The organism is Pseudomonas sp. Emmai (genome assembly GCF_055179735.1).
Genome location: NZ_CM143685.1, coordinates 5,253,185 through 5,277,364, shown reverse-complemented (window position 1 = coordinate 5,277,364; position 24,180 = coordinate 5,253,185). Strand labels below are relative to the sequence as shown.

Below are 24,180 nucleotides of genomic sequence, written 5' to 3'. Positions count from 1 at the left end.
GTGACGGGTGCGGGCAACCCAAGCGTAGAGGCAAAAAAAGACCAGAGCATCGCGCAGACGGGATTCAGGGCAAATGATATGCATCAGGAAATTGCCGAAATTTTTTGAAATTTTACTGACGGGCGTCTGCAGGGCTTGCGCTCATTGGCTCGGCGGCGATGGTGGGCCTAGAATGAACCCTTACTTGAACGAGTTTGTTTGTCATGCCTCCTGAATGTCAGCTGTTCAGCACCCTGGGTTGCCATCTTTGTGAAGTGGCCGAAGAAGAACTGATGCCCTTGGTCGAGCACGGTTTGATGGTGGAGTTGGTCGATATCGCGGAAAACGAAGCCTGGGTCGATGAGTACGGGTTGCGTATCCCGGTGTTGCGGCGCCTGGATACCGGGGCTGAACTCGATTGGCCTTTCGATGCCGAGCAGGTTGTGGCGTTCTTGCGCTAAGTCTTCCCGCCCGTCGCGGCGTTGTGTTCGTCCATTGGCGAAAAACCGGTTATTCGGTTACTGTACGTGCATACAGTTATTCGGATTGCCTGCCTCGCATCCTCCTATTTCGGAATTGGCCAGGTGATCCCGCTAGTCAGAGGGATGAATCGTGGTCAATGTCGAACAATTGAAGAGCAGCGTGAACCGGATGTCGATCGACGTGGTGCGCGAGGCAGTGATCGAACTGCGCCTGGATGGCCTGGTCACCGAAGGTAAAACCCCTTTCAACAAGCTGCACTTCAATACCTGTTTTGCCGAAATCGAGGCGTTGTTCCAGCGCGCGGGGTATCACCGGCAACTGGATGTCGTGGGTTACCAGGGCTTGATGTATGCGCTTTACGATCCCGGCCGCTGGGAAGCGGTGGATGTGTTGCGCTGGCTCAAGGAGTTCACCGAAGCGGCTGCGCGGGCACAGTCGATACCGGCGTGAGGATTCTGCGCTAGGTTCGTGCTGGCCACTGTTGGATAATGCCGCCCTGCATTGAGGGTTAGAGCTTTTCGTATGTCCACTTCATCGTTTTGCGCTGCACACAGCCAGGCCAGCACCCTCTACCTGCCGCCCGGCTCGTGGCAGACCGTACTCGATTGCCTGTGCGAACATTTTCGCGCTATCGGTCGTGAGCAATGGCTGGACCGGATCGCGCGTGGTCGGGTCCTCGACGGCCAGGGCCTGCCAATCGCCATTGACCTGCCGTACAAGGAAGGCCTGAGGATTCACTATTTTCGCGAGGTGCCGGACGAAAAGCCGATCCCGGTGATCGAGACGATCCTGTACGCCGATGAGCACCTGGTGGTTGCGGACAAACCGCACTTCCTGCCCGTGACGCCTGCTGGCGAATACGTTGAGCAAACCCTGCTGCGGCGGCTGATCCGCCGGTTGGACAACCCGCATCTGGTGCCTTTGCATCGCATCGACCGGCATACGGCGGGGCTGGTGCTGTTTTCCGCCAACCCTCAGACGCGTTCGGCGTATCAGTCGCTGTTTCCGACGCGGCAGATCGAGAAGCGCTACGAGGCCATTGCCCGGGCATTGCCGGAATTGTCCTTTCCGTTAGTCCATAAAAGCCGACTGGTGGATGGCGAGCCGTTCTTTCGCATGCAGGAAGGGGCGGGCGTCAGCAACACCGAGACGGCGGTCGAGGTCAGGGAGAAAAACGGCGATCTCTGGCGTTACGGGCTCTACCCGCTGACCGGCAAGAAGCACCAGTTGCGGGTGCACATGACGGCGTTGGGCGCCAGTATCTGCAATGATCCGTTCTATCCGCAGGTGCTCAAGGATGTCGAGGATGACTACGCCAATCCGTTGAAGCTGCTGGCCCAGGGGCTACGTTTTGTCGACCCGGTGACTGGTCAGGAGCGTAGCTTCGAGAGCAGCATCACCTTGCAGTGGTGATAGCGCACCATACTTTTCTCCAGCCATGAAAAAGCCCGCAATCAGCGGGCTTTTTTGTATCCGGTTACCACCGCAAGGATTACAGATCCTTAACGGTACGCACCTGATCCTTGTTGACACGGGTGTGCTTGCCGTCCAGCTGTTCGAATTCGTAGAAACCCGACTCTTCATCGTATTTAGGCTGGTCGACGGCCTGGATTTCACGACCGTCATTCAAGGTGATCACTGTTGGCGATGCGCAACCGGCGAGGGTAGCGAGGCCCAGTGCGAGCATGAAAGTGGCGAGGGTCCGTTGAGTCATGAGTGTATCTCCGAATATGAATTCTTTTGGTTACTGAGCTTGTAGACGTATGCAACGCGTGCAAGTTCCTTCTCGTGTCAGTCTGACACACTGTGGTGTGCACTTAACAGTTCCGGTGTGTTCAGGTTGGCCAGGCGAGGGTCATTGTCGGGGCATTGCAGGGCTGTGGCGCCCAGCTGCCGCATGATTCGGCCCGGACTGCGTTCACCCTCGTCCCAGGCATTTTCGAACGCCTGCGAAAGGGCCACGGGGATAACGCAGAGCAGCGGTTCCCAATGATCGCCGTGGCGCAGCATTAGCGGCTTATCCGGATGCTGGGCGGCGGTTTCGCGCATGTCTTGAAGCAGGGCGGCATCGATGCGCGGCACATCGCAGGGCAGGACCAGCAGGTGAGCATGACGGGCAGCCTTCAGGCCGGCCCGGATACCCGCCAGGGGGCCGGGAAAACCGGCGTGATCGTCAACCACCAGTTGGTCGGCGTAAGGCGCGTAGGTGTCCTGGTTTCGGTTGCAGGAGATGATCAGGTCATCGCTCAGCGCGCGGGTCTTGCGATGCAGGTGCGCAATCAGCGGTTCGCCGTGCCACTCAATCAGCCCCTTGTCCTGGCCGCCCATACGCTGGCCGCGCCCGCCCGCCAGGAGCAGAATTGAACAGGGGGGTAGCGCAGTATTCGAAGTCATGGCAGCTCTCCATGGGGGCGGCGAAAAATTGAGGCGCTGTGATATAACACCGGGCTGTTTCCCCTACAACTGGACGAGCCTATGAAAGCCAAGGCTGATGTACCTTTCGCACCGCTCAACATCGCGGTACTGACTGTCAGTGACACCCGGACCCTGGAAACCGACACCTCCGGCCAGGTCTTTGTCGACCGCCTGGGCGCTGCCGGTCATAACCTGGCGGCGCGGGTGTTGCTTAAAGATGACCTCTACAAAATTCGCGCGCAAGTCGCCACCTGGATTGCCGACGATGTGGTGCAGGTGGTGTTGATCACCGGCGGCACCGGGTTCACCGGCCGCGACAGCACGCCGGAAGCGGTGAGCTGCCTGCTGGATAAGCAGGTCGATGGCTTTGGCGAGCTGTTCCGGCAGATTTCCGTGGCCGACATCGGCACCTCGACGGTGCAGTCCCGCGCACTCGCCGGTTTGGCCAACGGCACGCTGGTGTGCTGCTTGCCGGGTTCGACCAACGCGGTGCGTACCGGTTGGGATGGGATTCTCGCCGAGCAGCTGGATTCGCGGCACCGTCCGTGCAATTTCGTCCCTCACCTGAAACAGGCGGCACCCTGTGAATCCCGCGGGTAAGCCCGGCAAGACCGGCAGCTTGATGCCTGTCGAGGTGGCGCTGGCGCGCTTGCTGGAAATGGCCGAAGCGGCGCCGATTCGCGAGCGGGAACGCTTGCCGTTGGCGCAGGTTCAGGGGCGCGTACTGGCGCAGGATCTGGTCTCGACACTCGACCTGCCGCCCTGGCCCAACAGTGCCATGGACGGCTATGCATTGCGCGTGGCCGACTGGACCGGTGAACCGTTGGTGGTCAGTCAGAAGATTTTCGCTGGCCAGGCACCGCAACCCTTGCAGCCAGGGACCTGTGCGCGAATCTTCACCGGTGCGCCGGTGCCTGAGGGCGCTGACTGTGTCGAAATGCAGGAGAACGCCGAAGTCCAGGCGAATGAGCGTGTGGTGTTTACCGAAATCATCACCCCTGGCCAGAACATTCGACCTCAAGGCCAGGAAACCACAGTCGGTGAGTTGGTCCTGACGGCCGGCACGCGTCTGGGGCCTATCGAGCAGGGGCTGGCGGCCTCCCTGGGATGTGCCGAGCTGGATGTCGTGCGCAAAGTGCGTGTAGCAGTGCTGTCCACCGGCGATGAACTGATCGAACCCGGCCAGGCCTTGGGGCCTGGGCAGATCTACAACAGTAACCGTGTCTTGCTGTGCAGCTGGTTGCAGCGCTTGGGCTGCGAGGTGATTGATGCCGGCATCCTGGTGGATGACCTGGCGGTGACTCGCGCTCGCTTGGGTGAACTGACTGATGTCGACCTGATCCTGTCCACTGGCGGTGTGTCAGTGGGCGAAGCCGACTTCCTCGGTATTGCCTTGCGAGAGGAGGGAGAGCTGAGCCTGTGGAAGCTCGCCATCAAACCCGGCAAGCCGCTGACATTCGGGCATTTCCGGGGCGTGCCGGTGATCGGTTTGCCGGGTAACCCGGCGTCGACGCTGGTGGCCTTCGCGTTGCTGGCCCGGCCTTATCTCTTGCGGCGCCAAGGTGTCCAGGACGTCGAGCCGCTGAAATTCCAGGTGCCGGCAGGGTTCGTCTGGCCCAAGGCTGGCAATCGACGCGAGTACCTGCGTGGGCGTCTCGAACAGGGTAGGGCCACCATTTACCGGAATCAGAGTTCTGGTGTATTGCGCAGCGCCGCTTGGGCCGAAGGCCTTGTGGAGGTCCTGGAAGGCCGCACCCTGGTCGAGGGCGATCAGGTCAGCTTCATTCCCTTGAGTGAAGTCTTGAGCTGATGCCTGCCATCGACTGACCCTGCAAGCCCGGTTGATCAAGCCGGGCCTTGCGTCCACCCTCGCCTTATTGCGACAGAAGCGTCACAACCTGTTCAAACCGGCTGTTGGCGATCCACCCCAGAAGTCCCAGGATCACACCGATTGCGCCGGCAGAGTAGGCCAGTCGGTGCTTGATGGATTTGACGTCGCCACGCACTTCGTCCATGTCCCGACGGATGTATTTGAGGTGTGTCTCCAGTTCGACGACGCGAGGTTCCATATCAACTTCTCCAGCGGCTTTTGCGCCGTTTTTGAACTCTGCCTGATGAGCCCTTAGGGCGTTTGCATTCATTGCGTGCACATCCTTGTGTGTTTGTAATTTCATGATTGATACCGCAGGGCCCCACGGTGTACCAATCACCCGAGTCGGTCAATTGAGCCGATTCCTCACAGTTTGTAAGAAAAAATACCGCTCTGTAGGACGCAAGACGCTGTGGCTTTGAATTTATTGAAGTTCAGCTGACTTTTTTGCGTATCTGTGTGGTCAACATCTCCCATACGGATGCCAATCATGGGAGTGATCGCAATGGATGAGCGCAAGGCGCTGTTGATTCTGCATGGCAAGCAGGCACTCAACGAGGAAGTCCGCGCGGCGGTTGAAAGCAAGCGCAAGCAGGGGTGGGAACTGGCCGTTCGGGTGACCTGGGAGGCCGGCGATGCCCGGCGCCTGGTGGATGAAGCACTGGCGGCGGGGTATCGGCAACTGATTGCCGGTGGCGGTGACGGCACGTTGCGCGATATCGCCGAAGCCATGGCAGCGCATCCGAACGAGGCCAGCCTGGTGCTGCTGCCTTTGGGCACTGCCAACGATTTCGCGCGTGCCGCGGGCATTCCCCTGGAGCCTGCCCAGGCTCTGGAGCTACTGGACAGCGCGGCGGTGCCGATTGATCTGGGCGAGGTCGGCGGACAAGTGTTTCTGAATATGGCCACGGGCGGTTTTGGCAGTAACGTCACGGCCAATACCTCGGAAGACCTGAAAAAAATCCTGGGGGGCGCGGCGTACCTGTTCACCGGTTTATCACGCTTCAGCGAATTGCACGCGGCCTATGGCGAATTGCAGGGGCCGGACTTTCACTGGCGTGGCGAGCTGTTGGCGTTGGGTATCGGCAATGGTCGACAGGCCGGTGGCGGCCGTGTGTTGTGCCCGCAGGCGCTGGCGGACGATGGATTGCTGGATATCAGCATTCTGCCGGCACCGCAGGAGGTGGTCGGCACCTTGAAAAACCTGCTGACCGAGGGCTTCGGCATCGACAACATGTTTGTGCGAGCGCGTTTGCCGTGGGTCGAGATCAAGGTGTCGGAAGGCCTGCACATCAACCTCGATGGTGAACCCCTGGAGGGTGACAACCTGCGTTTCGAGGCGCGTCCGGGGGCCTTGCGCGTGCACTTGCCGCCAAACTCGCCGTTGCTGGGTTCATCCCGGACCGTCAATCGTCCAGGCTGATGATCTGTTCACGCACGGCGAACAGCACCAGGCCGGCCACGTCGTAGATCTGCAAGCGTTTCATGATTTGCGAACGGTGGGTTTCGACGGTCTTGATGCTCAGGCCCAGGCCGTTGGCGATTTCCCGGGTGGATTTGCCACGAACGATCAACCGCAGGATTTCCAACTGGCGTGCCGTTAGGTTGTGGGTGTCCGGGGCCGGCGCCTGGTTTTTCTGGGTGCGGGTCAGCGCCTGGTTGATCACCGTGTGGGCAATCGCCGGGCTCAGGTAACGTTCGTTGTTGCGCAAGGCGTCCAGGGCGTGTTCGAGTTCGGTGGCCGTGGTGTCTTTGAGCAAGTAACCATGGGCACCGGATTCCAGCGCCTGCATGATCAGCGCCGGGTCGGTGTGCATCGACAGGATCAGCACCTTGCTTTGCGGGCGTACCTTTTTGAGGCGCTGCAAGGCTTCGAGGCCGCCGGTTTCCTTCATGGAAATGTCCAGCAGGACGATGTCCGGGGACAGTTGCTCGACCATCTCCAGCAGTTGCGAGCCGTCATTGGCCTCGCCGACGACTGCGTAGCCGGGAATATCCAGCACCAGAGCGCGTACGCCTGCCCGGATAAGCGAGTGGTCATCCACCAGAAGTAAGTTACAAGTCAACGCATAACCTTATTCGTACTGGCCCGCTCGAGCGCACGGGGCGCCCAGGGGAAAAGTGCTTCGATTTGAGTGCCTTTGCCCGGCTCGCTGGTCACGGCCAAGGTCCCGCCCAATTGTTCGATCCGTTCCGACATCCCGGCCATGCCGCGTTGCCCTTCGCGCCCGGGGTTGGCCGCGGGCGCAAAGCCCAGGCCGTCGTCGCTGATCAGCAGTGTCAGGCCCTGAGGCAGGCGCTGCACGCGCACCAGCAGGTTCCTGGCGTCGGCATGGCGCAGAATATTGGTCACCGCTTCCTGGGTAATCCGAAACGCGGCCACGGCCATTTCTTCCGGGATGCCGGTCAGGCGCTGGTGGCATTCCAGGCTCCAGTGCACCGAGGTATTGGCCAGCGTCTTGAGCAAATGTGCCCGCAGGCTGGCTTCCAGCCCGAGACTGGTCAACTGCCGGGGGTTGAGAATGGCCGAGACGTCACGCACCTTGGTCAGGGTTTCTTCCAGGGTTTCACAGAGCACCGAGCATTGGCCCTGCAACTCGTCGGGCAGGCGGCGCTTGAGCCATTCGCTTTGCAGTTTTGCCGCCGTCAGCAACTGACCGATGTCGTCGTGCAACTCGCGGCTGAGCCGATGACGTTCGTTCTCCTGTACTTGCAGGAGGCGGTCGGCCAGTTCTTGAGGTTGAAACTTGATCGATTTGCGCGACAGGCGATGCCCGACCCAGACACAGGCCAGTGCGGCCATGTTGAGGAACAGCAGGCTTGCCGGCAGGCGAGTGGAAAAGCCATAGACCAACAAGCTGCCAAGCGCCGAGCAGGTGCACAGCAACAGCGTGAACCGGCGCGCGTTTTCTCGGGAAGGGGGCCACGTGGTAATTGACTTGAGGCTGGCGTACATAGCAGATGGAGCCAATGGATGTTCGCTGCGGGCAGACCGGCCATGATGGCTGACGGGTCTCTGTCTGAAAAACTGTAGGGTGAATCACCAACTTCAATGGGGCAAACCAGAGGACGAAATCCAGCCATGAAGTTAGCGGGCTGCTCTCGTCTTGAATCACAGTGCCATTATTTGAAGCCAACTAATGGCCGGCATAATACCACTTAAGATACCGTTGGTCGCGTTTGGTATATATGTCCAGACAGTCAGGAATTACGTTATCTGGACGATGGTTCCATAATGGAAAAAGATTGGTTTCTTGCCTCTCGAATATAGTGAGCACGCCCGGGATTTATTTTTAAAGTCCTGCATTACCTGCGCTCGGAACAGACAGTCCGCGCACAACTAGATTAATTGTGTTTATTCAGCTGTCGCTGGCAGGTATGAACTATTCAATTGCGACATGGGCATTCTAGTTACGAGTCGGGGCTGGGCAATACGAGAACCAGGCGTCGTAGAGCGCCCCGGCAAATCTAAGCCTGCCGTTCCGAAAATGCCACGAGGGTGAGCGGCTTGGCGTGGGCCGGTGGCTGAAAGCGGCTTTGTCCGACCTGAAAGGCAAAGGCTTCGATCAGCAACGCCTGCTCGCTGTCATCGAGGCTCAACTGGCCGGTTGCAGGATCGATCAGTTCGAGTTGCCAGGCCATCAGCGTAAAGCAGTCTTTCAACGCCTCAAGGGCCTGCTCGTGCAGGGCCATGTGGTGTTGGGCATGGTTCAACAAGCCATGGATGTGCAGCGAAAACTCCGAGACTGCCTCCAGCGCCAGGGCATCGGCCTTGTTCGCCAGCTTGAGCAGGCTGCTGAGCATGCAGTCGATGGCGTCCGTATCATTGCTGATCAGTTGCAGATGACTGAGGCATTCCTCGGACTTGGCCAGGAGTGTTTCAGCCTCGACGAGAAACTCGGGAAGGCGTTGAGCCCCCTCTTTATGGTCGTTCGGCATACTTATTTCCACCACGTCATGGCTGATGAGGGAATGTCGTGTGTGTCGAAGATCACGAGTTGTCGCCCGAGCATGCTCCGCCTCGCTATTGCGTGCGCTGGATAACTCGAGAGGGTGGGGGGCCACTGACCTGCGATCGCACACAAAAGCCTGACTCCGTTCATGCAATGAGAATGGCGTCACATTAATGGCTATTGGATATTGCGAATATCAGGTTGGGCCTGATTGTTACTAGGGGAATCCCTTACGCAGGGGAACCTAACGTGCAAACCGAGGTCGCGCGGCAGGGGATGAAGCAGATGAAATCGCGAGGCCAGTAAAGCATGATGTTAATGTGGCATCAATGCCTGGACGTGGCATTTTGTCTGGGGGTCAAGCTCTAGCAATAACAGCCGATAACCCTCTTTAGTGAATTCATCAGAACAAGCCCAGGAGTCATTGATGGCCGGCATTCTCGACACGGTAGACCAACGCACGCAACTGGTGGGTGAGAATCGCCTGGAAATTCTCATGTTCCGGCTGGCCGGGCGGCAATTGTTCGCAATCAACGTATTTAAAGTCCAGGAAGTGCTGCAACTGCCGAAACTGACCTTGATGCCCCAGCGCCATCCGTTTGTCTGCGGTGTGGTCAATCTGCGTGGCCAGACGCTGCCCGTGATCGACCTGTCCCAGGCCATCGGCATGCGTCCGTTGGTGCCAAGCCCCACCAGTACCATTATCGTCACCGAATACAACCGCTCGGTGCAGGCGTTCCTGGTCGGTGGCGTGGACCGCATCGTCAACATGAACTGGGAAGCCATCCTGCCGCCGCCGACCAGCGCCGGTCGCCAGCACTATCTGACCGCCATCAGCAAGGTCGATGACCAGTTGGTGGAAATCATCGACGTGGAAAAAGTCCTCGCTGAAATCGTCCCGTACAACGCCAAGGTCTCCAAGGAAAAACTGGATGATCCGGTGCTGGAACGAGCCCGTGGCCGTGAAGTGCTGCTGGTGGACGACTCCAACGTGGCGCTCTCGCAATTGCGCGACACCCTCGGCCAGTTGGGCGTGAAGATGCACATCGCCAGCGACGGCCTCAAGGCACTGAACATGCTCAAGGCCTGGGCCGATACCGGCGTGGTCATGACCGACAAGTTGCTGATGATCTTCACCGACGCCGAAATGCCGGAAATGGATGGCTACCGCCTGACCACCGAGATCCGCAACGACCCGCGTCTGCGCGGTCTGTATGTGGTCCTGCACACCTCGCTGTCCGGCAGCTTCAACGACTCGATGGTGAAAAAGGTCGGCTGCGACAACTTCCTCTCCAAGTTCCAGCCAGACAAACTCGTCGACGTGGTGCGCCAGCGCCTGATGCTCGACGAAGTGCCGGCCTGATCCCGACGCCAAAGGCTGACATCGCGTCAGCCTTTGATTCGGCGATCAAGCTCGTATAGGGTGGCGTTTTTTGCCCACCAGGGAGCTGGCCATGCTGCGTCTGAGCGCGCTTTATCGTTATCCGTTGAAATCCGGCAAGGGTGAGACCCTGCAACAGGTCAGCCTCGACAAACTGGGCCTGGACGGAGATCGACGCTGGATGCTGGTGGACGAGGCCAGCGGGCGCTTCCTGACCCAACGCGCGGTGGCGCAGATGAGCCAGTTGTCGGCGCTATGGAATACCGACGGCGGTCTGACCCTCAACGCCCCAGGCCATTCACCGATCGATATCGCCTTGCCCGGCAGCGACGCCGAACTGCGCGGCGTGACCATTTGGCGCGACACCTTGCGCGTGCCCGATGCCGGCGACGTGGCGGGGGCCTGGGTCAGTGAGTTCATCGGCAAACCGACACGGCTGGTGCAAGTGCCGCTGGATCGCGCGCGCACCACCCAGGCCGGCTACGGCAAGGACGACGATCAGGTGGCCTTCGCCGATGGTTTTCCGTTGTTGCTGATCGGCCAGGCGTCACTGGAAGACTTGTCGCAAAAAGTCGGGCGTCCATTGGAAATGCTGCGCTTCCGGCCAAATCTGGTCATTGAGGGCAGCGAGGCCTACGCCGAGGATGGCTGGAAGCGCATCCGCATCGGTGATGTCGAGTTCCGGGTGGTCAAGTCGTGCTCACGGTGCATCCTGACCACCATCGACCCGCAGACCGGCACCCGTAGTGATGATCGCGAGCCCCTGGCCACGCTGCAGAAGTATCGGGCCGAGGCGGACGGGGCGATGTTCGGCCAGAACCTGGTCAACGACAGCAACGGTCGACTGGAAGTCGGCATGCCGGTGACGATCCTCGAATAGCCGCCCCGTGAATGAAAAATGCCCGTGTCGTTGGACACGGGCATTTTTTTTGTCGCTGTGAAAACCCAGGGGTTTAGCCGCGGTATTCGCACAGGTAAGCGGTGTCGACGGCGACTTTCAACTGGAACTTGCTGTTGGCGGGCACGTTGAACTGGCTGCCGGCGGCGAAGGTTTCCCAGTCGCTGCTGTCCGGCAGTTTGACGCTCAGGGTACCGGTGACCACGTGCATGATTTCACGCTGGCTGGTACCGAATTCGTATTCGCCCGGTGCCATGACGCCGATGGTCGCCGGACCTTCAGCGGTGCCGAAAGCGATCGACTTGACGGTGCCGTCGAAGTATTCGTTGACTTTAAACATGGGCGATTCCTCGAAAAGGGCTGAAAAGGGCCGGCCAGTATGCACAACACCCCTGGCGCCGTCACCTTCCTAGAGGGGCAGCACCAGCGGTAGTAGCCGCGCGGTATTGCGCGCATCTTCCAGCGCCCGATGCTGTTGCCCATTGAATTGCATGCCCGCCAGTTGCAGCGCGCCGTTGAGACCCAGCGGACGCTCCAGCCGCCGGGCCTTGGCGAAACGCTGCTTGAGGTTCATGTGCGGCACCTGGCTCAGGAAGCTGTCGAGTTGCAGGCGTTGCCATTCCTGTAGCAGTTGCTTGCGATCGTAATCGCCCCAACTGGCCCAGCCTTCCAGGCGCGAGTGATGCTGGCCGAGCCAGCGCTCGAACGCCGGCCAGACCTCGGTCAGTGGCTGCGCGGTGTCGATATTGGCCTGGGTGATGTGAGTCAGCTCCCGACAAAACGGCGTCAACAAAGGCCGGCGCGTCGGGCGTACGAAGCGCTGGAACTGGTCCAGCTCTCGACCTTTTCGGTCCACCAGGGTGGCACCGATTTCGATGATTTCCATTTCTGTAACTGGCCAGCCGCCCTCATCGGTGGTGGCTTCCAGATCAATGACCAACCAGTGAGGCATCGCAGGGTTCCTGGTATCCGCGTGCTGATAGGGCTTGAGCGTAGCCAAACCCGGCGGATCCGCCTAGCGCCTTATTCGACCTCCAGCAAAATCTGGCGATTTTTGACCTGATCGCCGACCCGTACCTGCAACCGTTTAAGCACGCCGTCGATGCCGGATTTGAGCGGATGTTCCATTTTCATCGCCTCCAGCACCACCAGGAGCTGGCCCTTGCTGACCGGGCTGCCCTCACTGACCAGCACATCGACGATCGCTCCGTCCATCGGCGCCTTGAGTGTGCCGGAACTGATGCTGGCCTGACTGCTGACCGGTAACTGGGTGCGATCTTCCAGGCGCAGGCTGCCGGGGCGGGTGAACAGCCACAGTTGCCCGGCGTCGAGGCGATAGGCGTGGCGCTGGCGGATGCCGTCGATTTCCAGGGTGGCCTGGTGTCCGTCGCAATGAATCATTTTCAGGGCGAGTTTCCGCTCGCCGACCTGTAGCCGGTAGGGCTCGTCCGGCACCGCGTTCAGTTCCACGGCCCAGTCCTTGTCTTCCACTCCGAGGCGGTAGTGCAGCGGCACACTGGCGTTGTTGCGCCAACCGGCCAATGGCGCGCGGTGCTGTTGCGCACAGGCGTGATAGAGCAGCGCCGCCGCGATCGCCAGTTCTTCAGCGCTCGGAACATGGGCGTGCAGGCAAGGATGGTCGGAAAAATGCGTCGGGATAAACCCGGTGCCGAATTCACCGCGGATAAATTGCGGGTGTTGCAGCAGGCTGGCGAGCAGGCGCTGATTGCTTTGCACCCCCAGCAACACACAGTCCTGCACCGCTCGCAGCAGCTTGCGCCGGGCTTCTTCGCGGGTGGCGCCGTGGGCGATCAGCTTGCCCAGCAGCGGGTCGTAGAAGGGGCTGATGTGCTGGCCGTCGATCAGGCCATGGTCGATGCGCACGCCACCGTGCATCGCCGGTTCCCAGGCACTGATCTGCCCGGTCTGCGGCAGGAAACCCCGGGCCGGGTCTTCGGCGTACAGGCGCACTTCCAGGGCATGTCCGTTGAGCTGCACTTCCTCCTGGCGCAGCGGCAGCGGCAAGCCTTCGGCGACGTGCAACTGCCAGGCAACGAGGTCGAGGCCGGTGATCAGTTCGGTCACCGGGTGTTCCACCTGCAGCCGGGTGTTCATCTCCAGAAAGTAAAACTGCCCGCGAGCATCCAGCAGGAATTCCACGGTGCCGGCGCCGACATAGTTCACCGCTCGCCCGGCCTTGAGCGCCGCTTCGCCCATGGCCTGGCGCAGGTCGGCCGTCATGACGGGGCAGGGCGCTTCCTCGATGATTTTCTGGTGCCGGCGCTGGATCGAACAGTCGCGTTCGCCGAGGTAGATCAGGTTGCCATGCTGGTCGCCGAACACTTGCACCTCGACATGGCGCGGATCGATCAGCGCTTGCTCAAGGATCAGCTCGTCATGGCCAAACCCGTGCAGGGCTTCGGACCGTGCGGTGCGCAACTGCTCCAACAAGTGACTGGCGTCGTGGACCAGACGCATGCCGCGTCCGCCACCGCCGGCGCTGGCCTTGATCATCAGTGGATAGCCGATGCGTTCGGCTTCGCGGCTCAGGGTGGCGTCGTCCTGCTCGGCGCCTTGATAGCCTTTGATGCAAGGCACGCCGGCCGCGAGCATGGCGAGTTTCGACAGGCGTTTACTGCCCATCAACTCGATGGCTTCGGGGCTGGGGCCGATGAAGGTGATGTTGGCCTGTTGGCAGGCAAGGGCGAACCCGGGGTTTTCCGAGAGGAAACCGTAGCCGGGATGGATTGCATCGGCGCCGGTGCGGCGGGCGGCGTCTATGATGGCCGGAATATTCAGGTAGGACTGCTGCACCGGGGCCGGGCCGATGTTCACGGCTTCGTCGGCCATTTGCACGTGCAGGGCATCGGCGTCGGCGTCGCTGAATACGGCGACAGTGCGGTAGCCCAGGGCCTGGGCGGTGCGCTGGATGCGGCAGGCGATTTCACCGCGGTTGGCAATCAGGATTTTGTTGAATCCGGGCATGGCTTATTCCCTTGGTTTTGCGGTGGATGTGACGGCCTCTTCGCGGGCAAGCCTCGCTCCTACAGGGCCCACCCCGGCTTACGTTTTTGCACAAAAGCCATCGTCCCCTCGACCCCTTCAACCCCGGACACCGCTTCGCTGAACCACTGCGCCGCTTGATCCAGCAAGGCATCGGAAGGTTGCCCGGCGCTCGCCAGCAACAGTTTTTTGGTCAAGGCATTCGCCCCCGGCGCGCAGCACAAGACATGGGCCAACACCTCTTCGAGGCGCTCGGCCAGGGCTTGCGCGTCGTGTTCGACAAAATGCACCAGGCCCATGCGACGCGCGTGAGTGCCATCGAACCGCGCCGCCGTCAGGGCCAGCCGCCGGGCCTGGGTCAGGCCGATGCGCTGGACCACGAACGGCGCGATCTGCGCCGGCAGCAGGCCGAGGCTGGTTTCCGGCAAACCGAACTGGGCCTGATGATCGGCCAGCGCCACGTCGCTGACGCACGCCAGACCAAAACCACCGCCCAGCACCGCGCCTTGCAGCACGGTGATCACCACTTGCGGCGCGTGCTGCACTTCTTGCAGCAAGGCACCGAATGCCCGGTTCAAGTCGCGATAAGCCTCCGGCCCTTGGGCGCGGGCGTTGGCCATGTCCTTGATGTCGCCACCGGCGCAGAAGTGCCCGCCGGCACCGCCAATCACCAGGGCGCGAACCGCGTGGTCATCGCGTACCGCCGCCAGCACCGCGCGCAATTCGGCGACCATCTGCAAGCTCATGGCGTTGCGGCTTTCCGGGCGGTTGAGGGTGATGTGCAGCACGCCGTTGTGCAGTTCGAGCAACAGCGTCTGGCAAACCGGCAGGCTGTTCATTTCTTTTTCCCCGGCAGGGTGCCCATGAGTTTGCAGATGATCCCCAGCATGATTTCGTCGGCGCCGCCGCCAATCGATACCAGCCGCACATCGCGGTAAGCCCGGGCTACCGGGTTGTCCCACATGAAGCCCATGCCGCCCCAATATTGCAGGCAACTGTCGCTGACTTCCCGGCCCAGGCGTCCGGCCTTGAGTTTGGCCATCGACGCCAGGCGCGTGACGTCCTGGCCTTTGATGTACTGCTCGGTGGCCTGATAGACCAGCGCCCGCAGGCATTCAATTTCGGTTTGCAGTTCGGCCAGGCGAAAGTGAATCACCTGGTTGTCGATCAGCGCGTTGCCGAAGGTCTTGCGTTCCTTGCAGTACTCGATGGTGCTGTCGATGCAGTATTCCAGGCCCTTGATCATGTTCGCCGCGCCGAACAGGCGTTCTTCCTGGAACTGCAACATCTGCATCATGAACCCCGCGCCTTCATGGCCGATGCGGTTGCGTTGCGGCACGCGCACGTTGTCGAAAAACACCTGGGCGGTTTCCGAGCTGCGCATGCCGAGCTTGTCCAGGTGCGAACTCAGGCTGATGCCGGGCGTGTTCATCGGCACCATGATCAGCGACTTGTTGACGTGGGGTTTGTCGTCCGAGGTGTTGGCCAGCAGGCAAATGAAATCGGCGCTCGGCGAGTTGGTGATCCACATCTTGCTGCCGTTGATCACGTAGTCGTCGCCGTCCTTGCGCGCGGTGGTTTTCAGCCCGGCGACATCGGAACCGGCGCCGACTTCCGAGACACCGATGCAACCGACCTGCTCGCCGGTGATCGCCGGGCGCAGGAATTCTTCGCGCAACTCATCGGAGCCGAAGCGGGCCAGGGCCGGGGTGCACATGTCGGTCTGCACGCCGATGGACATCGGAATCCCGCCGCAATGAATGGTGCCGAACGCTTCGGCGGCGACGATCGAATAGCTGTAGTCCAGGCCCATGCCGCCGAACTTCTCCGGCTTGGAAATCCCCAGCAAACCGAGGTCGCCGGCCTTGCGGAAAATCTCATGGATCGGAAAGCGTCCGGCCTTTTCCCATGCTTCGACGTGCGGATTGATCTCGTGATCGACAAACTGGCGAACGGTGCGGCGCAGTGCTTCGTGTTCCTGGGTGAAGATCATTTTTATTGTTCTCCTTATATCCATGATCGTTACCACGCTCAGCGTGGGAACGCCTCTATGGACGCTCTGCGTCCGCTTTGGAACGCGGAGCGTCCCGGGCTGCATTCCCACGCAGAGCGTGGGAACGATCAAACGATCAAAATCTGGCGACACCAAAACTGTTGGCTTGCAGCGGCCGAACCTCGGCCTCGTGGCAAATGTCCAGCAAGTAACCGAGCAAGGTCCGGGTATCCCGCGGATCGATCAGCCCGTCGTCCCACAAACTGGCGCTGCCATAAAGCGCGGTGGATTGGCTGTCGAGTTTCTGCGCAGTGACCTGCTCCAGCATGTCGAGCATTTTCGGGTCCGGCACCAAACCGTCCTTGAGCTGCTTGGCCTCGGTGACGATCCGCAGCACCTTGCCGGCCTGGGCGCCACCCATCACGGCGGTGCGACTGTTGGGCCAGGCAAAAATGAAACGCGGGTCCAGGCCACGGCCGCACATCGCGTAGTTGCCGGCGCCGTAGGAACCGCCGACGACGATGGTCAGTTTGGGCACCCGGGCATTGGCCACCGCCTGGATCATTTTCGCGCCGTGCTTGATCACCCCTTGCTGCTCCGATTCGGTACCGACCATGAACCCGGTAGTGTTGTGGAAAAACAGCAGCGGCGTCTGGCTCTGGTCGCACAGCTGAATAAACTGCGCCGCCTTGCTTGCGCCCTTCGGTGTGATCGGGCCGTTATTGCCGATAAACCCGCAAGCGCGGCCCTGGATTTTCAGATGGCCGCAAATCGTCTGTTGATCGAACTCGCCCTTGAATTCCAGGAAGTTCGAGGCGTCGGCAATCCGGGCGATGATTTCGCGCACGTCGTAGGGTTTTTTCGGGTCATCCGGGATCAGCCCCAGCAGTTCGTCGATGGGGTAGAGCGGTTCTTTCCACTGCGGTTCGGGCAGCCAGGGCAACTGCTCGTTCCACGCCATCAGGCTGACAATCTCGCGCACCAGGCGCACACCGTCGGCATCGTTTTCCGCCAGGTATTCGGCGGTGCCGGCGGTTTGCGCGTGCATTTCGGCGCCGCCCAATTCTTCATCGGTGGCGACTTCGCCCGTGGCGGCTTTGAGCAGCGGCGGGCCGGCGAGAAACAGCTTGGCCTTGCCGCGCACCACCACCACGTAATCCGACAACCCCGGCTGATAGGCGCCGCCGGCGGTGGCCGAGCCATGCACCACGGTAATCTGCGGCAAACCCATGGCGGACATCCGCGCCTGATTGGCAAAGCTGCGCGCGCCTTCAATGAAAATCTCGGCGGCGTAATTGAGGTTGGCGCCGCCGCTTTCGGCGAGGGTGATCACCGGCAGTTTGTTTTCCATGGCGATCTGTTGCAGGCGCAGGGATTTTTTCAAACCGCTGGGGGAAATGGTCCCGCCCTTGATCGCGCTGTTGTTCGCCACCACCAGCACCCGTGCGCCGGACACGTAGCCGATCCCGGCAATCAAGCCGCCGCCGGCCGAACTGCCATCCTTGTCGTCGTGCAGCTTGTAGCCGGCCAGGCTTGCCAGTTCGAGGAACGGTGCGCCGGGGTCGAGCAATAGATTGAGGCGTTCACGGGGCAGCAATTGCCCGCGCTTGTCGAACTTGGCTTTGGCCTCCAAGGCCTTGTTCAGCAAATTCTGTTCGAGCTGACGGATATGCTCGATACCCACCAGCATCGCTGCACGGTTTTGCTTGAACTGTTCGCTGAAAGGGTCGATCTGGGACTCGATCACCGGCATGGTTTATTCCTTGTCCTTGAGTACGTCCGGCAAATAGGCGCGATGGAAGCCGTTGTACGACTCACTGTTCTGCGCCTTGTGAATCGGCCACGCCCGACCGCCCAGGCTCGCGGCGCCATCGATGCGCAAGGTGCTGCCGCTGACGAACGCCGCCGCCGGGCTGAGCAGGAACACAATCGCCGCACTCACTTCCGATTCGGTGCCGATACGCTTGAGCGGTACATGTTCGCGCAGGGTCGGGATCACGGCCTTGAACGCGCCTTCGTAAGTGTCCATGCCACTGGAGGCGATCCAGCCCGGCGCCACGGCGTTGACCCGCACCCCGGCATAACCCCATTCGAACGCGGCGGTCTTGGTCAGGTTGTCCATGCCCGAGCGCGATGCCCCCGAATGGCCCATGCCGGGCATGCCGCCCCACATGTCGGCGAGCATGTTGACGATGGCCCCGCCGTGTTTGCTCATGGACTGGTTGAACACTTCCCGGGCCATCAGGAAACCGCCCACCAGGTTGGTGCGCATCACGGTTTCGAAACCTTTCTGATTGATCGAGGCCAGGGGCGACGGGAACTGGCCGCCAGCGTTGTTGACCAGGCCATGGATCGGTCCGAACAGGCGGATCAACTCGCTGACCAGATGCTTGACCGCTTCTTCCTCGCGAATATCGCAGGTCTTCCAGTCCGCCTTGCCGCCGTCCTCGGCGATCTCGGTGGCGACGTTGCGCAGTTTGTCGGCGTTACGCCCCACCAGCAGCACATGGGCGCCGAGGGCTGCGAGTTCGTGGGCGGTGCAACGGCCGATGCCGCTGCCGCCGCCGGTGACGATGATGGTGTGGCCGGCGAACAGGTCGGGTTTGAAAATCGAGTCGTAAGCCATGGCAGCGGTCCTCTAGTTGACCTGGTCGGCGATGCTCTGGGGCACCGGAATCTGGATCTCCAGCAGTTGCTGGGCGAAGGCCTTGCCTTGCGGATCGATCCGCAGGCTGGCCACGCCGCCACCGCCGAGGGCGTTTTCCAGCAGGAAATTCAAGCTGTGGGTGCCGGGCAGGTACCAGCGCTCGACACGGCCGTGGACCGGGTCGAGCACGTGGCTCATCCAGTCGACGATCACTTCCGGTGTCAGCGCTTCGGCGATCCAGGGCAGGAACTGCGGCTGCCGCGCCATGACCCCGATGTTGCTGTGGTTGCCCTTGTCGCCGGAGCGCGCCACCGCGAGTTTGACCAGTGCCACGCTGGCGTCGGCCCGGCCCAGGGGCTTGGGCAGTTCATGCGGGGCGGGCAGGGCGTCGGTGTCCAGCGGATCGAGGCTGGGCAGGGCGCAGGCATGGCGCTGACCGTTGAGTTCAATCTCCAGCGTGCAGGCGTTTTTGTCGATCAGGAACGAGAACAGCCGGATCAACGGATACACCGAAGGCCGCCCGCCAACGATCCCGGTCAACCCGGGTGCCATGCCGGTGGCGGCCTGGGCGATTTCCCGGGAGAACACGATCAGCGCCTGTTTGCTCGGGTGGCGCACGGCGAGTTTGATCACCACTTCGCGGCTGTCGTGGCGCTGGCCGTGGGGGCCGTAGGTGGCTTCGCTGCCGAGCAGTTCGATGTTCACTTCGCTGTAGGGTGCCCAGCCGCGCTGGCTGAAAATCTCTGACGTCTTGTTGATGATCGCTGCGCTGACCCGCCGTGCCTTGTCCACCGCATCGATGCCGGCGATCAGGCAACTGGCGGTGCAGCGGAAACCGTCGGGGTAAGTGGCGCTGACCTTGTATTGATCGGTCGGCGGCAAGCCTTTCGCGCCGTGGACCTGCACCCCATGCTTGCCCTGTTGCTGAAGCTTGACCTGGCTGAAATCGCAGACCACATCCGGCAGCCGATAGGCCCGTGGGTCGCCGATTTCATAGAGCATTTGCTCGCCGACGGTCAGCGGCGTGACCAATCCGCCGGAGCCCTCGGGTTTGCTGACGATGAACTGGCTGTCGGCGCTGACTTCGACGATGGGGAAGCCGATGTGCTCGTAGTCGGGCACCTCGCGCCAGTCGGTGAAATTGCCGCCGGTGCACTGGGCGCCGCACTCAATGATGTGCCCGGCCAGCGCGGCCTGGGCCAGTTTGTCGTAGTCGTGCCACGACCAGCCGAATTCACGCACCAGTGCGGCGCTGACCACGGCGCTGTCGACCACCCGGCCGGTGATCACGATGTCCGCGCCCAGGCGCAGGGCTTCGACGATGCCCGGCGCGCCGAGGTAGGCGTTGGTGGACACGCACATCGGCGGCAACGGCGCGCCGCTGAACATCTCGCGCAGGCCTTGGCTGGCGAGTTGTTTGAACTGTGGTTGCAGGTCGTCGCCCAGCAGCACGGCAATCTTCAGTGCCACCCCGGCCTTGTCGCACGCCGCTTGCAGGGCGGCGGCGCAGGCCTGCGGGTTGACCCCGCCGGCGTTGCTGATGACGCGGATCTTCTGTTCGGCGAGTTGTGGCAGCAAAGGACCGAGGACTTCGATGAAGTCAGTGGCGTAGCCGGCCTGGGGATCTTTCATCCGGGCGCCGGCCATGATCGACATCGTGATCTCGGCCAGGTAATCGAACACCAGATAGTCCAGGCGCCCGCCTTGCACCAGTTGCGCAGCGGCGGTGCAGGTGTCGCCCCAGAAGGCACTGGCGCAACCGATGCGGATTGTTTTTGGCACAGTCGACTCCATGCTCAGCTCCGACAGAAGTGCTCCGAGACTACCAAGCAAGCGCTTGGTTTGTAAACGCCTGAAATATCTTCGGCCCAAGCGCTTGCTTGGTCGTCCCGGCCAGCTTAAATTGCCCGCGCAACCCCGCTGTTTTAGCGGCGAAGGGCGCATTTGACTGAACGACTGTAGGAGATAACGGGTGGACGAGCAAAAAGCCCTCGGGGTGATGCGCGAATTGGTCGACAACGGCCAATTGACCGACCCGGACAGCGCCCGCGGCAAACTGCTGCAAGTGGCGGCTCACCTGTTCCGCAATAAAGGCTATGAACGCACCACGGTGCGCGACCTGGCCGGCGCGGTGGGCATTCAGTCGGGCAGTATTTTTCATCACTTCAAAAGCAAGGACGAGATCCTGCGCGCCGTGATGGAAGAGACCATTCGCTACAACACCGCGTTGATGCAAGCGGCCCTGGCCGAGGCCGGCAACGTGCGCGAGCGGGTGCTGGCGCTGATCCGCTGCGAATTGCAGTCGATCATGGGCGGCAGCGGCGAAGCCATGGCGGTGCTGGTCTACGAATGGCGTTCGCTGTCCGAAGACGGCCAGGTCCAGGTGCTGGCGCTGCGGGACATCTATGAAGCGATCTGGCTGCAGGTGCTCGGGGAAGCCAAGGAAGCCGGTTTTATCCGCGGTGATGTGTTCATCACCCGGCGGTTCCTGACGGGCGCCTTGTCCTGGACCACCACCTGGTTTCGCGCCGGCGGCAGCATGAGCCTTGAGCAATTGGCCGAAGAGGCGTTGATTCTGGTGCTTGAAGAGAAGCCGTGAGACGTCTATCTCGACGATAAACTGGCTAAGTAGGCGAAACCGCCTAGCTTGAATGCATTGATGCGTATTTTATTTGGGGAGTGGGTTGTTTTGATGTCTTCGCCAATGTGGACGGTGTCGCGGCTCTTGCTGGCGGCATTAGCGGTGCTATGGGTGTTGCCGTCCCAGGCGGCACAACTGGTGCGGGTCGGTGCTGCACATTTCCCGCCTTACACCGTGCGCCCGGAGTCCGGCGCCGACACGGGCCTGCTGCCGCAATTGGTGGAAGCCTTGAACCAGTTGCAAACCGATTACCAGTTCGTGCTGGTGCCGACCTCCATCCCCCGGCGTTTCGGCGATTTCAAGCAAGGTCGGGTGGACATGGCGATCTTCGAGAACCCGGATTGGGGCTGGAAGGAGATTCCTCACACCACCGTCGACATGGGCCTGGAAGACGCCGAGATTTTTGTCGCCCAACGCAAACCCGAGCGCCACGAGAGCTATTTTGCCGACCTCACGGGCAAGCGCCTGGCCTTGTTCAGCGGCTATCACTATGAGTTCGCCAACTTTAACGCCGACCCGAAATTCCTCGCGCAGAACTTCAACGCCACGCTGACCTATTCCCATGACAGCAACCTGCTGATGGTCTTGCGCGACCGGGCCGACATTGCTCTGGTCACGCGCTCTTACCTGAGCGATTACCTGCTGCGCAACGAGCAAGTCGCTGATCAACTGCTGGTGTCCCAGCGCATCGATCAGGTCTATCACCACTACGCGCTGCTCAGCCCGGCCGCGCCGATCAGTGGCCCGGCATTCAGCAAATTGCTGCAAGGCTTGCGTGATAACGGCCAGATGCTGAAGATCTTCCAGCCGTACAAGATTGCCGTGGTGCCGGTGCCAAAATCCTGAAAACCTGCCGCAGGTCGCGGATTTAACGCGTTCGCTTAAATTTCCCGCTCCGGCTCACGTCACATCGTTGAACTGTCGACGATTACTGTGAGCCCGACCCATGTCCAATCTGAATGACCTGACTGCCCTGGCCTTGCCGTCAGGGCGCAGTCTTGTAGCCGATGAAACCGAAAGCCGCCTGAGCCTCACCCTGGAAGGGCAGCCGCTGATCCGCTTGCGCCTGAGTCGTGAACCCGCGTTGCATATCGAAGTCGACGAACGCTTCGGCTTGCCAGCGGGTCAAGCTTTCTGGGCCGCCTGTTATTGGCTGTTTGCCCGGGATCCGGCGTGCCAGCGCCTGACCTGGCGCCTGGACGAGGCGCCCACCGAAGCGCTGTTCAGCGGTTTGCTGATCCCGACCGAAACGGCGGGCGAGTACCGCTGCGAACGCACCCTGTTCTGGCAGTTGCCGCAGCCGTGGCTCGGCGAATCGCTGACGGGCAGCTATCCGCAGCAGATGGTCAGCAGCGGCGGCAAGCGTCATCCCTTGCGCCCGGCCAAACCGCGCGGCGAAGTCTATCGACGTTTCGATGCGCGCCTGGGTGCGTGGGTGTCGTTGCGCACGGTCGAAATCGAACAGGATTTGCCGCGTTTCAATCGCTGGCAGAACAGCCCGCGGGTGGCCAGTTTCTGGCAGGAGGAGGGCAGTCTCGACAAACATCGCGAATACCTGAGCAAGCTCGACGCCGATCCGCACACGCTGACGCTGATCGGTTGTTTCGATGATCAGCCATTTGCGTACTTTGAAGCCTACTGGGCCAAGGAAGATCGCATCGCGCCGTTCTACGACGCCGGCGATTACGACCGCGGCATTCACATGCTGGTGGGTGAAGAAGCGCACCGCGGCCCGCACAAGGTGGCGAGCTGGTTATCGGCGCTGGTGCATTACCTGTTCCTCGACGATCCGCGCACGCAGAAAGTCGTCGCCGAACCCCGCGCCGACAACGCAAAGATGATCGGGCACCTGCACAACCAGTGTTTCCACTGCGAGAAAGAATTCGACTTCCCGCACAAGCGCGCGGCGTTGATGGTGTTGGGGCGTGAGCGGTTTTTTGATCGGTGCAAATTGGCTTGATGGGGTATGACTCAAGGTTTGCATCGATCTTGAGTCAGCCTTCGCGGGCAAGCCTCGCTCCTACAGGTTTAACGCCAACCGTGCCATTGCGGGTTGGCGCAAAACCTGTAGGAGCGAGGCTTGCCCGCGAACGGGGCGACGAAAATATCGGATCTCAACGACGGGCAAACGTATCCGCACGACTGCCCGACACTTTGCGGCAATGCACCAGCGCGTCGCGAATCATGAAGTTCACCAGGGTCGGCGAGACGCCGAGTTCCTTGGCGATGTCCTTTTGCGGCACGCCGTGCAAGCGGTACATCTCGAACGCGTAGCGCGTGCGGCTCGGCAGCTCGGTCAGCGCGTCGGCGATGTGCTCCAGGGTCGAGAAGTTGATGTGCGAGGTTTCCGGCGAAGCGCCCTGGATCACCACGTTCAAACCCTCTTCTTCAGGGCCGGAGTACTTCAGCTCCAGCGCCTGTTTACGGTAGTGGTCGATCGCCAGGTTGCGCACGATCTGGAACAGGTAGCTGAGCTGGGCCTTGATCGAAGACGTGATCTGCGGCGCCGATTGCAGCCGGAAAAACGCATCTTGCACCACGTCCTCAGCTCGCGAGCGGCAGCCGGTAATGCGGGCGGCAATTTTGACCAGAATCAGTCGGTTGTCGACAAAGGCCTGAAGTAGCGGTGAATCGCACCTGCTTGTGGATACTTGTTCCGTCATGGAAATCACCTTGCTGCAAATAGGGTTGTGGGACGACAAGCGTTGGGGAGCCGTCCTACACATCGAGCGACAAATTATGTTGAATGATAATGATTGTCAATTGAGAAAGAGAATTAATGCGCCGCAAAAATGCTGAGTGCGAACTGCGACACGCTGTCGCGCCCGTCGCTGTTGGGGTTGAGGCCTGCGGACTAATTATTTCAAGACATCAATCGTTCTCATTGGTGAATGGTTCCGGACACGCTCCGGCCATA

General features: G+C 61.0%; 26 protein-coding genes. 11 read left to right on the top strand and 15 right to left on the bottom strand.

Going from position 1 to position 24,180, the window contains the following annotated elements:
* Window positions 1-203 precede the first annotated feature (203 nt).
* The 3 genes from ACY4LX_RS24195 to ACY4LX_RS24185 all read left to right on the top strand — a co-directional run bounded on the left by ACY4LX_RS24195 (window position 204) and on the right by ACY4LX_RS24185 (window position 1,875).
* Window positions 204-440, top strand: a complete 237-nt coding sequence (locus ACY4LX_RS24195) for a glutaredoxin family protein (protein WP_463258072.1) — start codon at window positions 204-206, stop codon at window positions 438-440.
* Between the two features lie 151 nt (window positions 441-591).
* Entirely contained in the window at window positions 592-912 is a 321-nt protein-coding gene (locus ACY4LX_RS24190) for a transcriptional regulator (RefSeq protein WP_463258071.1), read from the top strand.
* 72 nt (window positions 913-984) lie between these two features.
* Window positions 985-1,875 carry a pseudouridine synthase gene (locus ACY4LX_RS24185; RefSeq protein WP_463258070.1) on the top strand — a complete coding sequence of 297 codons (891 nt, stop codon included), beginning with the start codon at window positions 985-987 and terminating at the stop codon, window positions 1,873-1,875.
* Window positions 1,876-1,954: 79 nt separating this feature from the next.
* Here ACY4LX_RS24185 and ACY4LX_RS24180 read toward each other — a convergent pair whose 3' ends face one another.
* Together ACY4LX_RS24180 and mobA are read right to left on the bottom strand one after the other, a co-directional pair.
* The gene (locus tag ACY4LX_RS24180; RefSeq protein ID WP_133838227.1) at window positions 1,955-2,176 is read right to left on the bottom strand and encodes a YgdI/YgdR family lipoprotein; all 222 of its coding nucleotides are present in this window, start codon (window positions 2,174-2,176) and stop codon (window positions 1,955-1,957) included.
* A 77-nt stretch (window positions 2,177-2,253) separates the two neighbouring features.
* Complete coding sequence (mobA, locus tag ACY4LX_RS24175; RefSeq protein ID WP_463258069.1) at window positions 2,254-2,856, bottom strand: molybdenum cofactor guanylyltransferase MobA; 603 nt, start codon at window positions 2,854-2,856, stop codon at window positions 2,254-2,256.
* An 81-nt stretch (window positions 2,857-2,937) separates the two neighbouring features.
* Between mobA and moaB the strand changes: the two genes are divergently transcribed.
* Both moaB and ACY4LX_RS24165 read left to right on the top strand, forming a co-directional pair.
* Window positions 2,938-3,477: a molybdenum cofactor biosynthesis protein B gene (moaB, locus tag ACY4LX_RS24170; protein ID WP_133838225.1), complete on the top strand. Its 540-nt coding sequence runs from the start codon at window positions 2,938-2,940 to the stop codon at window positions 3,475-3,477.
* 22 nt (window positions 3,478-3,499) lie between these two features.
* Window positions 3,500-4,687 (top strand): molybdopterin molybdotransferase MoeA, encoded by a 1,188-nt coding sequence (locus ACY4LX_RS24165; protein ID WP_463260644.1) that lies wholly within the window; start codon window positions 3,500-3,502, stop codon window positions 4,685-4,687.
* Window positions 4,688-4,751: 64 nt separating this feature from the next.
* On the opposite strand, the gene ACY4LX_RS24160 is transcribed toward ACY4LX_RS24165, so the two are convergent.
* Window positions 4,752-5,018 carry a hypothetical protein gene (locus ACY4LX_RS24160; protein WP_256672403.1) on the bottom strand — a complete coding sequence of 89 codons (267 nt, stop codon included), beginning with the start codon at window positions 5,016-5,018 and terminating at the stop codon, window positions 4,752-4,754.
* Between the two features lie 234 nt (window positions 5,019-5,252).
* Between ACY4LX_RS24160 and yegS the strand changes: the two genes are divergently transcribed.
* Window positions 5,253-6,170, top strand: coding sequence for a lipid kinase YegS (yegS, locus tag ACY4LX_RS24155; RefSeq protein ID WP_463260643.1), 918 nt, complete (start codon window positions 5,253-5,255; stop codon window positions 6,168-6,170).
* On the opposite strand, the gene ACY4LX_RS24150 is transcribed toward yegS, so the two are convergent.
* The 3 genes from ACY4LX_RS24150 to ACY4LX_RS24140 form a co-directional block, all read right to left on the bottom strand.
* A complete protein-coding gene (locus ACY4LX_RS24150; protein ID WP_463258068.1) occupies window positions 6,154-6,813 on the bottom strand; it encodes a response regulator in 660 nt (219 codons plus the stop codon). The genes yegS and ACY4LX_RS24150 overlap by 17 nt on opposite strands.
* Window positions 6,810-7,703, bottom strand: coding sequence for a sensor histidine kinase (locus ACY4LX_RS24145; RefSeq protein ID WP_149661822.1), 894 nt, complete (start codon window positions 7,701-7,703; stop codon window positions 6,810-6,812). Before ACY4LX_RS24145 ends, ACY4LX_RS24150 begins: the two co-directional genes overlap by 4 nt.
* Window positions 7,704-8,215: 512 nt before the next feature.
* Window positions 8,216-8,686 carry a hypothetical protein gene (locus ACY4LX_RS24140; protein ID WP_149661815.1) on the bottom strand — a complete coding sequence of 157 codons (471 nt, stop codon included), beginning with the start codon at window positions 8,684-8,686 and terminating at the stop codon, window positions 8,216-8,218.
* Window positions 8,687-9,127: 441 nt separating this feature from the next.
* On the opposite strand from ACY4LX_RS24140, the gene ACY4LX_RS24135 reads away from it, so the two are divergent.
* Both ACY4LX_RS24135 and ACY4LX_RS24130 read left to right on the top strand, forming a co-directional pair.
* The gene (locus ACY4LX_RS24135; protein ID WP_133838221.1) at window positions 9,128-10,063 is read left to right on the top strand and encodes a chemotaxis protein CheV; all 936 of its coding nucleotides are present in this window, start codon (window positions 9,128-9,130) and stop codon (window positions 10,061-10,063) included.
* Between the two features lie 91 nt (window positions 10,064-10,154).
* The gene (locus ACY4LX_RS24130; protein WP_463258067.1) at window positions 10,155-10,961 is read left to right on the top strand and encodes an MOSC domain-containing protein; all 807 of its coding nucleotides are present in this window, start codon (window positions 10,155-10,157) and stop codon (window positions 10,959-10,961) included.
* Between the two features lie 73 nt (window positions 10,962-11,034).
* On the opposite strand, the gene ppnP is transcribed toward ACY4LX_RS24130, so the two are convergent.
* From ppnP to ACY4LX_RS24090, 8 genes are all read right to left on the bottom strand, one after another.
* On the bottom strand, window positions 11,035-11,319 hold the full coding sequence (gene ppnP / locus ACY4LX_RS24125; protein WP_463258066.1) for a pyrimidine/purine nucleoside phosphorylase: 285 nt from the start codon (window positions 11,317-11,319) through the stop codon (window positions 11,035-11,037).
* Between the two features lie 69 nt (window positions 11,320-11,388).
* Window positions 11,389-11,931 carry a 3'-5' exonuclease gene (locus ACY4LX_RS24120; protein ID WP_149661812.1) on the bottom strand — a complete coding sequence of 181 codons (543 nt, stop codon included), beginning with the start codon at window positions 11,929-11,931 and terminating at the stop codon, window positions 11,389-11,391.
* A 71-nt stretch (window positions 11,932-12,002) separates the two neighbouring features.
* Window positions 12,003-13,964, bottom strand: coding sequence for an acetyl/propionyl/methylcrotonyl-CoA carboxylase subunit alpha (locus ACY4LX_RS24115; RefSeq protein ID WP_463258065.1), 1,962 nt, complete (start codon window positions 13,962-13,964; stop codon window positions 12,003-12,005).
* A 59-nt stretch (window positions 13,965-14,023) separates the two neighbouring features.
* On the bottom strand, window positions 14,024-14,821 hold the full coding sequence (locus tag ACY4LX_RS24110; RefSeq protein ID WP_149661810.1) for an enoyl-CoA hydratase/isomerase family protein: 798 nt from the start codon (window positions 14,819-14,821) through the stop codon (window positions 14,024-14,026).
* Entirely contained in the window at window positions 14,818-15,975 is a 1,158-nt protein-coding gene (gene atuD / locus ACY4LX_RS24105) for a citronellyl-CoA dehydrogenase (protein ID WP_463258064.1), read from the bottom strand. The genes ACY4LX_RS24110 and atuD overlap by 4 nt, the downstream gene beginning before the upstream one ends.
* 136 nt (window positions 15,976-16,111) lie before the next feature.
* Entirely contained in the window at window positions 16,112-17,728 is a 1,617-nt protein-coding gene (atuC, locus tag ACY4LX_RS24100; RefSeq protein ID WP_463258063.1) for a geranyl-CoA carboxylase subunit beta, read from the bottom strand.
* Between the two features lie 3 nt (window positions 17,729-17,731).
* Window positions 17,732-18,601: an SDR family oxidoreductase gene (locus ACY4LX_RS24095; protein ID WP_149661807.1), complete on the bottom strand. Its 870-nt coding sequence runs from the start codon at window positions 18,599-18,601 to the stop codon at window positions 17,732-17,734.
* A gap of 12 nt (window positions 18,602-18,613) precedes the next feature.
* Window positions 18,614-20,404, bottom strand: coding sequence for an acyclic terpene utilization AtuA family protein (locus tag ACY4LX_RS24090; RefSeq protein ID WP_463258062.1), 1,791 nt, complete (start codon window positions 20,402-20,404; stop codon window positions 18,614-18,616).
* A gap of 190 nt (window positions 20,405-20,594) precedes the next feature.
* Between ACY4LX_RS24090 and ACY4LX_RS24085 the strand changes: the two genes are divergently transcribed.
* The 3 genes from ACY4LX_RS24085 to ACY4LX_RS24075 all read left to right on the top strand — a co-directional run bounded on the left by ACY4LX_RS24085 (window position 20,595) and on the right by ACY4LX_RS24075 (window position 23,223).
* Window positions 20,595-21,221 (top strand): TetR/AcrR family transcriptional regulator, encoded by a 627-nt coding sequence (locus tag ACY4LX_RS24085; RefSeq protein ID WP_463258061.1) that lies wholly within the window; start codon window positions 20,595-20,597, stop codon window positions 21,219-21,221.
* A gap of 93 nt (window positions 21,222-21,314) precedes the next feature.
* Complete coding sequence (locus tag ACY4LX_RS24080; protein ID WP_178129280.1) at window positions 21,315-22,109, top strand: substrate-binding periplasmic protein; 795 nt, start codon at window positions 21,315-21,317, stop codon at window positions 22,107-22,109.
* A gap of 100 nt (window positions 22,110-22,209) precedes the next feature.
* On the top strand, window positions 22,210-23,223 hold the full coding sequence (locus tag ACY4LX_RS24075) for a GNAT family N-acetyltransferase (protein ID WP_463258060.1): 1,014 nt from the start codon (window positions 22,210-22,212) through the stop codon (window positions 23,221-23,223).
* 154 nt (window positions 23,224-23,377) lie between these two features.
* Here ACY4LX_RS24075 and ACY4LX_RS24070 read toward each other — a convergent pair whose 3' ends face one another.
* Window positions 23,378-23,926 carry an RNA polymerase factor sigma-70 gene (locus ACY4LX_RS24070; protein WP_149661803.1) on the bottom strand — a complete coding sequence of 183 codons (549 nt, stop codon included), beginning with the start codon at window positions 23,924-23,926 and terminating at the stop codon, window positions 23,378-23,380.
* Window positions 23,927-24,180: the final 254 nt, after the last annotated feature.

Coding starts and splice junctions, on each gene's coding strand:
- ACY4LX_RS24195 (WP_463258072.1), top strand. CDS start 204: ATGCCTCCTGAATGTCAGCTGTTCAGCACCCTGGGTTGCCATCTTTGT.
- ACY4LX_RS24185 (WP_463258070.1), top strand. CDS start 985: ATGTCCACTTCATCGTTTTGCGCTGCACACAGCCAGGCCAGCACCCTC.
- ACY4LX_RS24180 (WP_133838227.1), bottom strand. CDS start 2,176: ATGACTCAACGGACCCTCGCCACTTTCATGCTCGCACTGGGCCTCGCT.
- mobA (WP_463258069.1), bottom strand. CDS start 2,856: ATGACTTCGAATACTGCGCTACCCCCCTGTTCAATTCTGCTCCTGGCG.
- moaB (WP_133838225.1), top strand. CDS start 2,938: ATGAAAGCCAAGGCTGATGTACCTTTCGCACCGCTCAACATCGCGGTA.
- ACY4LX_RS24165 (WP_463260644.1), top strand. CDS start 3,500: ATGCCTGTCGAGGTGGCGCTGGCGCGCTTGCTGGAAATGGCCGAAGCG.
- ACY4LX_RS24160 (WP_256672403.1), bottom strand. CDS start 5,018: ATGAATGCAAACGCCCTAAGGGCTCATCAGGCAGAGTTCAAAAACGGC.
- yegS (WP_463260643.1), top strand. CDS start 5,253: ATGGATGAGCGCAAGGCGCTGTTGATTCTGCATGGCAAGCAGGCACTC.
- ACY4LX_RS24145 (WP_149661822.1), bottom strand. CDS start 7,703: ATGTACGCCAGCCTCAAGTCAATTACCACGTGGCCCCCTTCCCGAGAA.
- ACY4LX_RS24140 (WP_149661815.1), bottom strand. CDS start 8,686: ATGCCGAACGACCATAAAGAGGGGGCTCAACGCCTTCCCGAGTTTCTC.
- ACY4LX_RS24135 (WP_133838221.1), top strand. CDS start 9,128: ATGGCCGGCATTCTCGACACGGTAGACCAACGCACGCAACTGGTGGGT.
- ACY4LX_RS24130 (WP_463258067.1), top strand. CDS start 10,155: ATGCTGCGTCTGAGCGCGCTTTATCGTTATCCGTTGAAATCCGGCAAG.
- ppnP (WP_463258066.1), bottom strand. CDS start 11,319: ATGTTTAAAGTCAACGAATACTTCGACGGCACCGTCAAGTCGATCGCT.
- ACY4LX_RS24120 (WP_149661812.1), bottom strand. CDS start 11,931: ATGCCTCACTGGTTGGTCATTGATCTGGAAGCCACCACCGATGAGGGC.
- ACY4LX_RS24115 (WP_463258065.1), bottom strand. CDS start 13,964: ATGCCCGGATTCAACAAAATCCTGATTGCCAACCGCGGTGAAATCGCC.
- ACY4LX_RS24110 (WP_149661810.1), bottom strand. CDS start 14,821: ATGAACAGCCTGCCGGTTTGCCAGACGCTGTTGCTCGAACTGCACAAC.
- atuD (WP_463258064.1), bottom strand. CDS start 15,975: ATGATCTTCACCCAGGAACACGAAGCACTGCGCCGCACCGTTCGCCAG.
- atuC (WP_463258063.1), bottom strand. CDS start 17,728: ATGCCGGTGATCGAGTCCCAGATCGACCCTTTCAGCGAACAGTTCAAG.
- ACY4LX_RS24095 (WP_149661807.1), bottom strand. CDS start 18,601: ATGGCTTACGACTCGATTTTCAAACCCGACCTGTTCGCCGGCCACACC.
- ACY4LX_RS24080 (WP_178129280.1), top strand. CDS start 21,315: ATGTCTTCGCCAATGTGGACGGTGTCGCGGCTCTTGCTGGCGGCATTA.
- ACY4LX_RS24075 (WP_463258060.1), top strand. CDS start 22,210: ATGTCCAATCTGAATGACCTGACTGCCCTGGCCTTGCCGTCAGGGCGC.
- ACY4LX_RS24070 (WP_149661803.1), bottom strand. CDS start 23,926: ATGACGGAACAAGTATCCACAAGCAGGTGCGATTCACCGCTACTTCAG.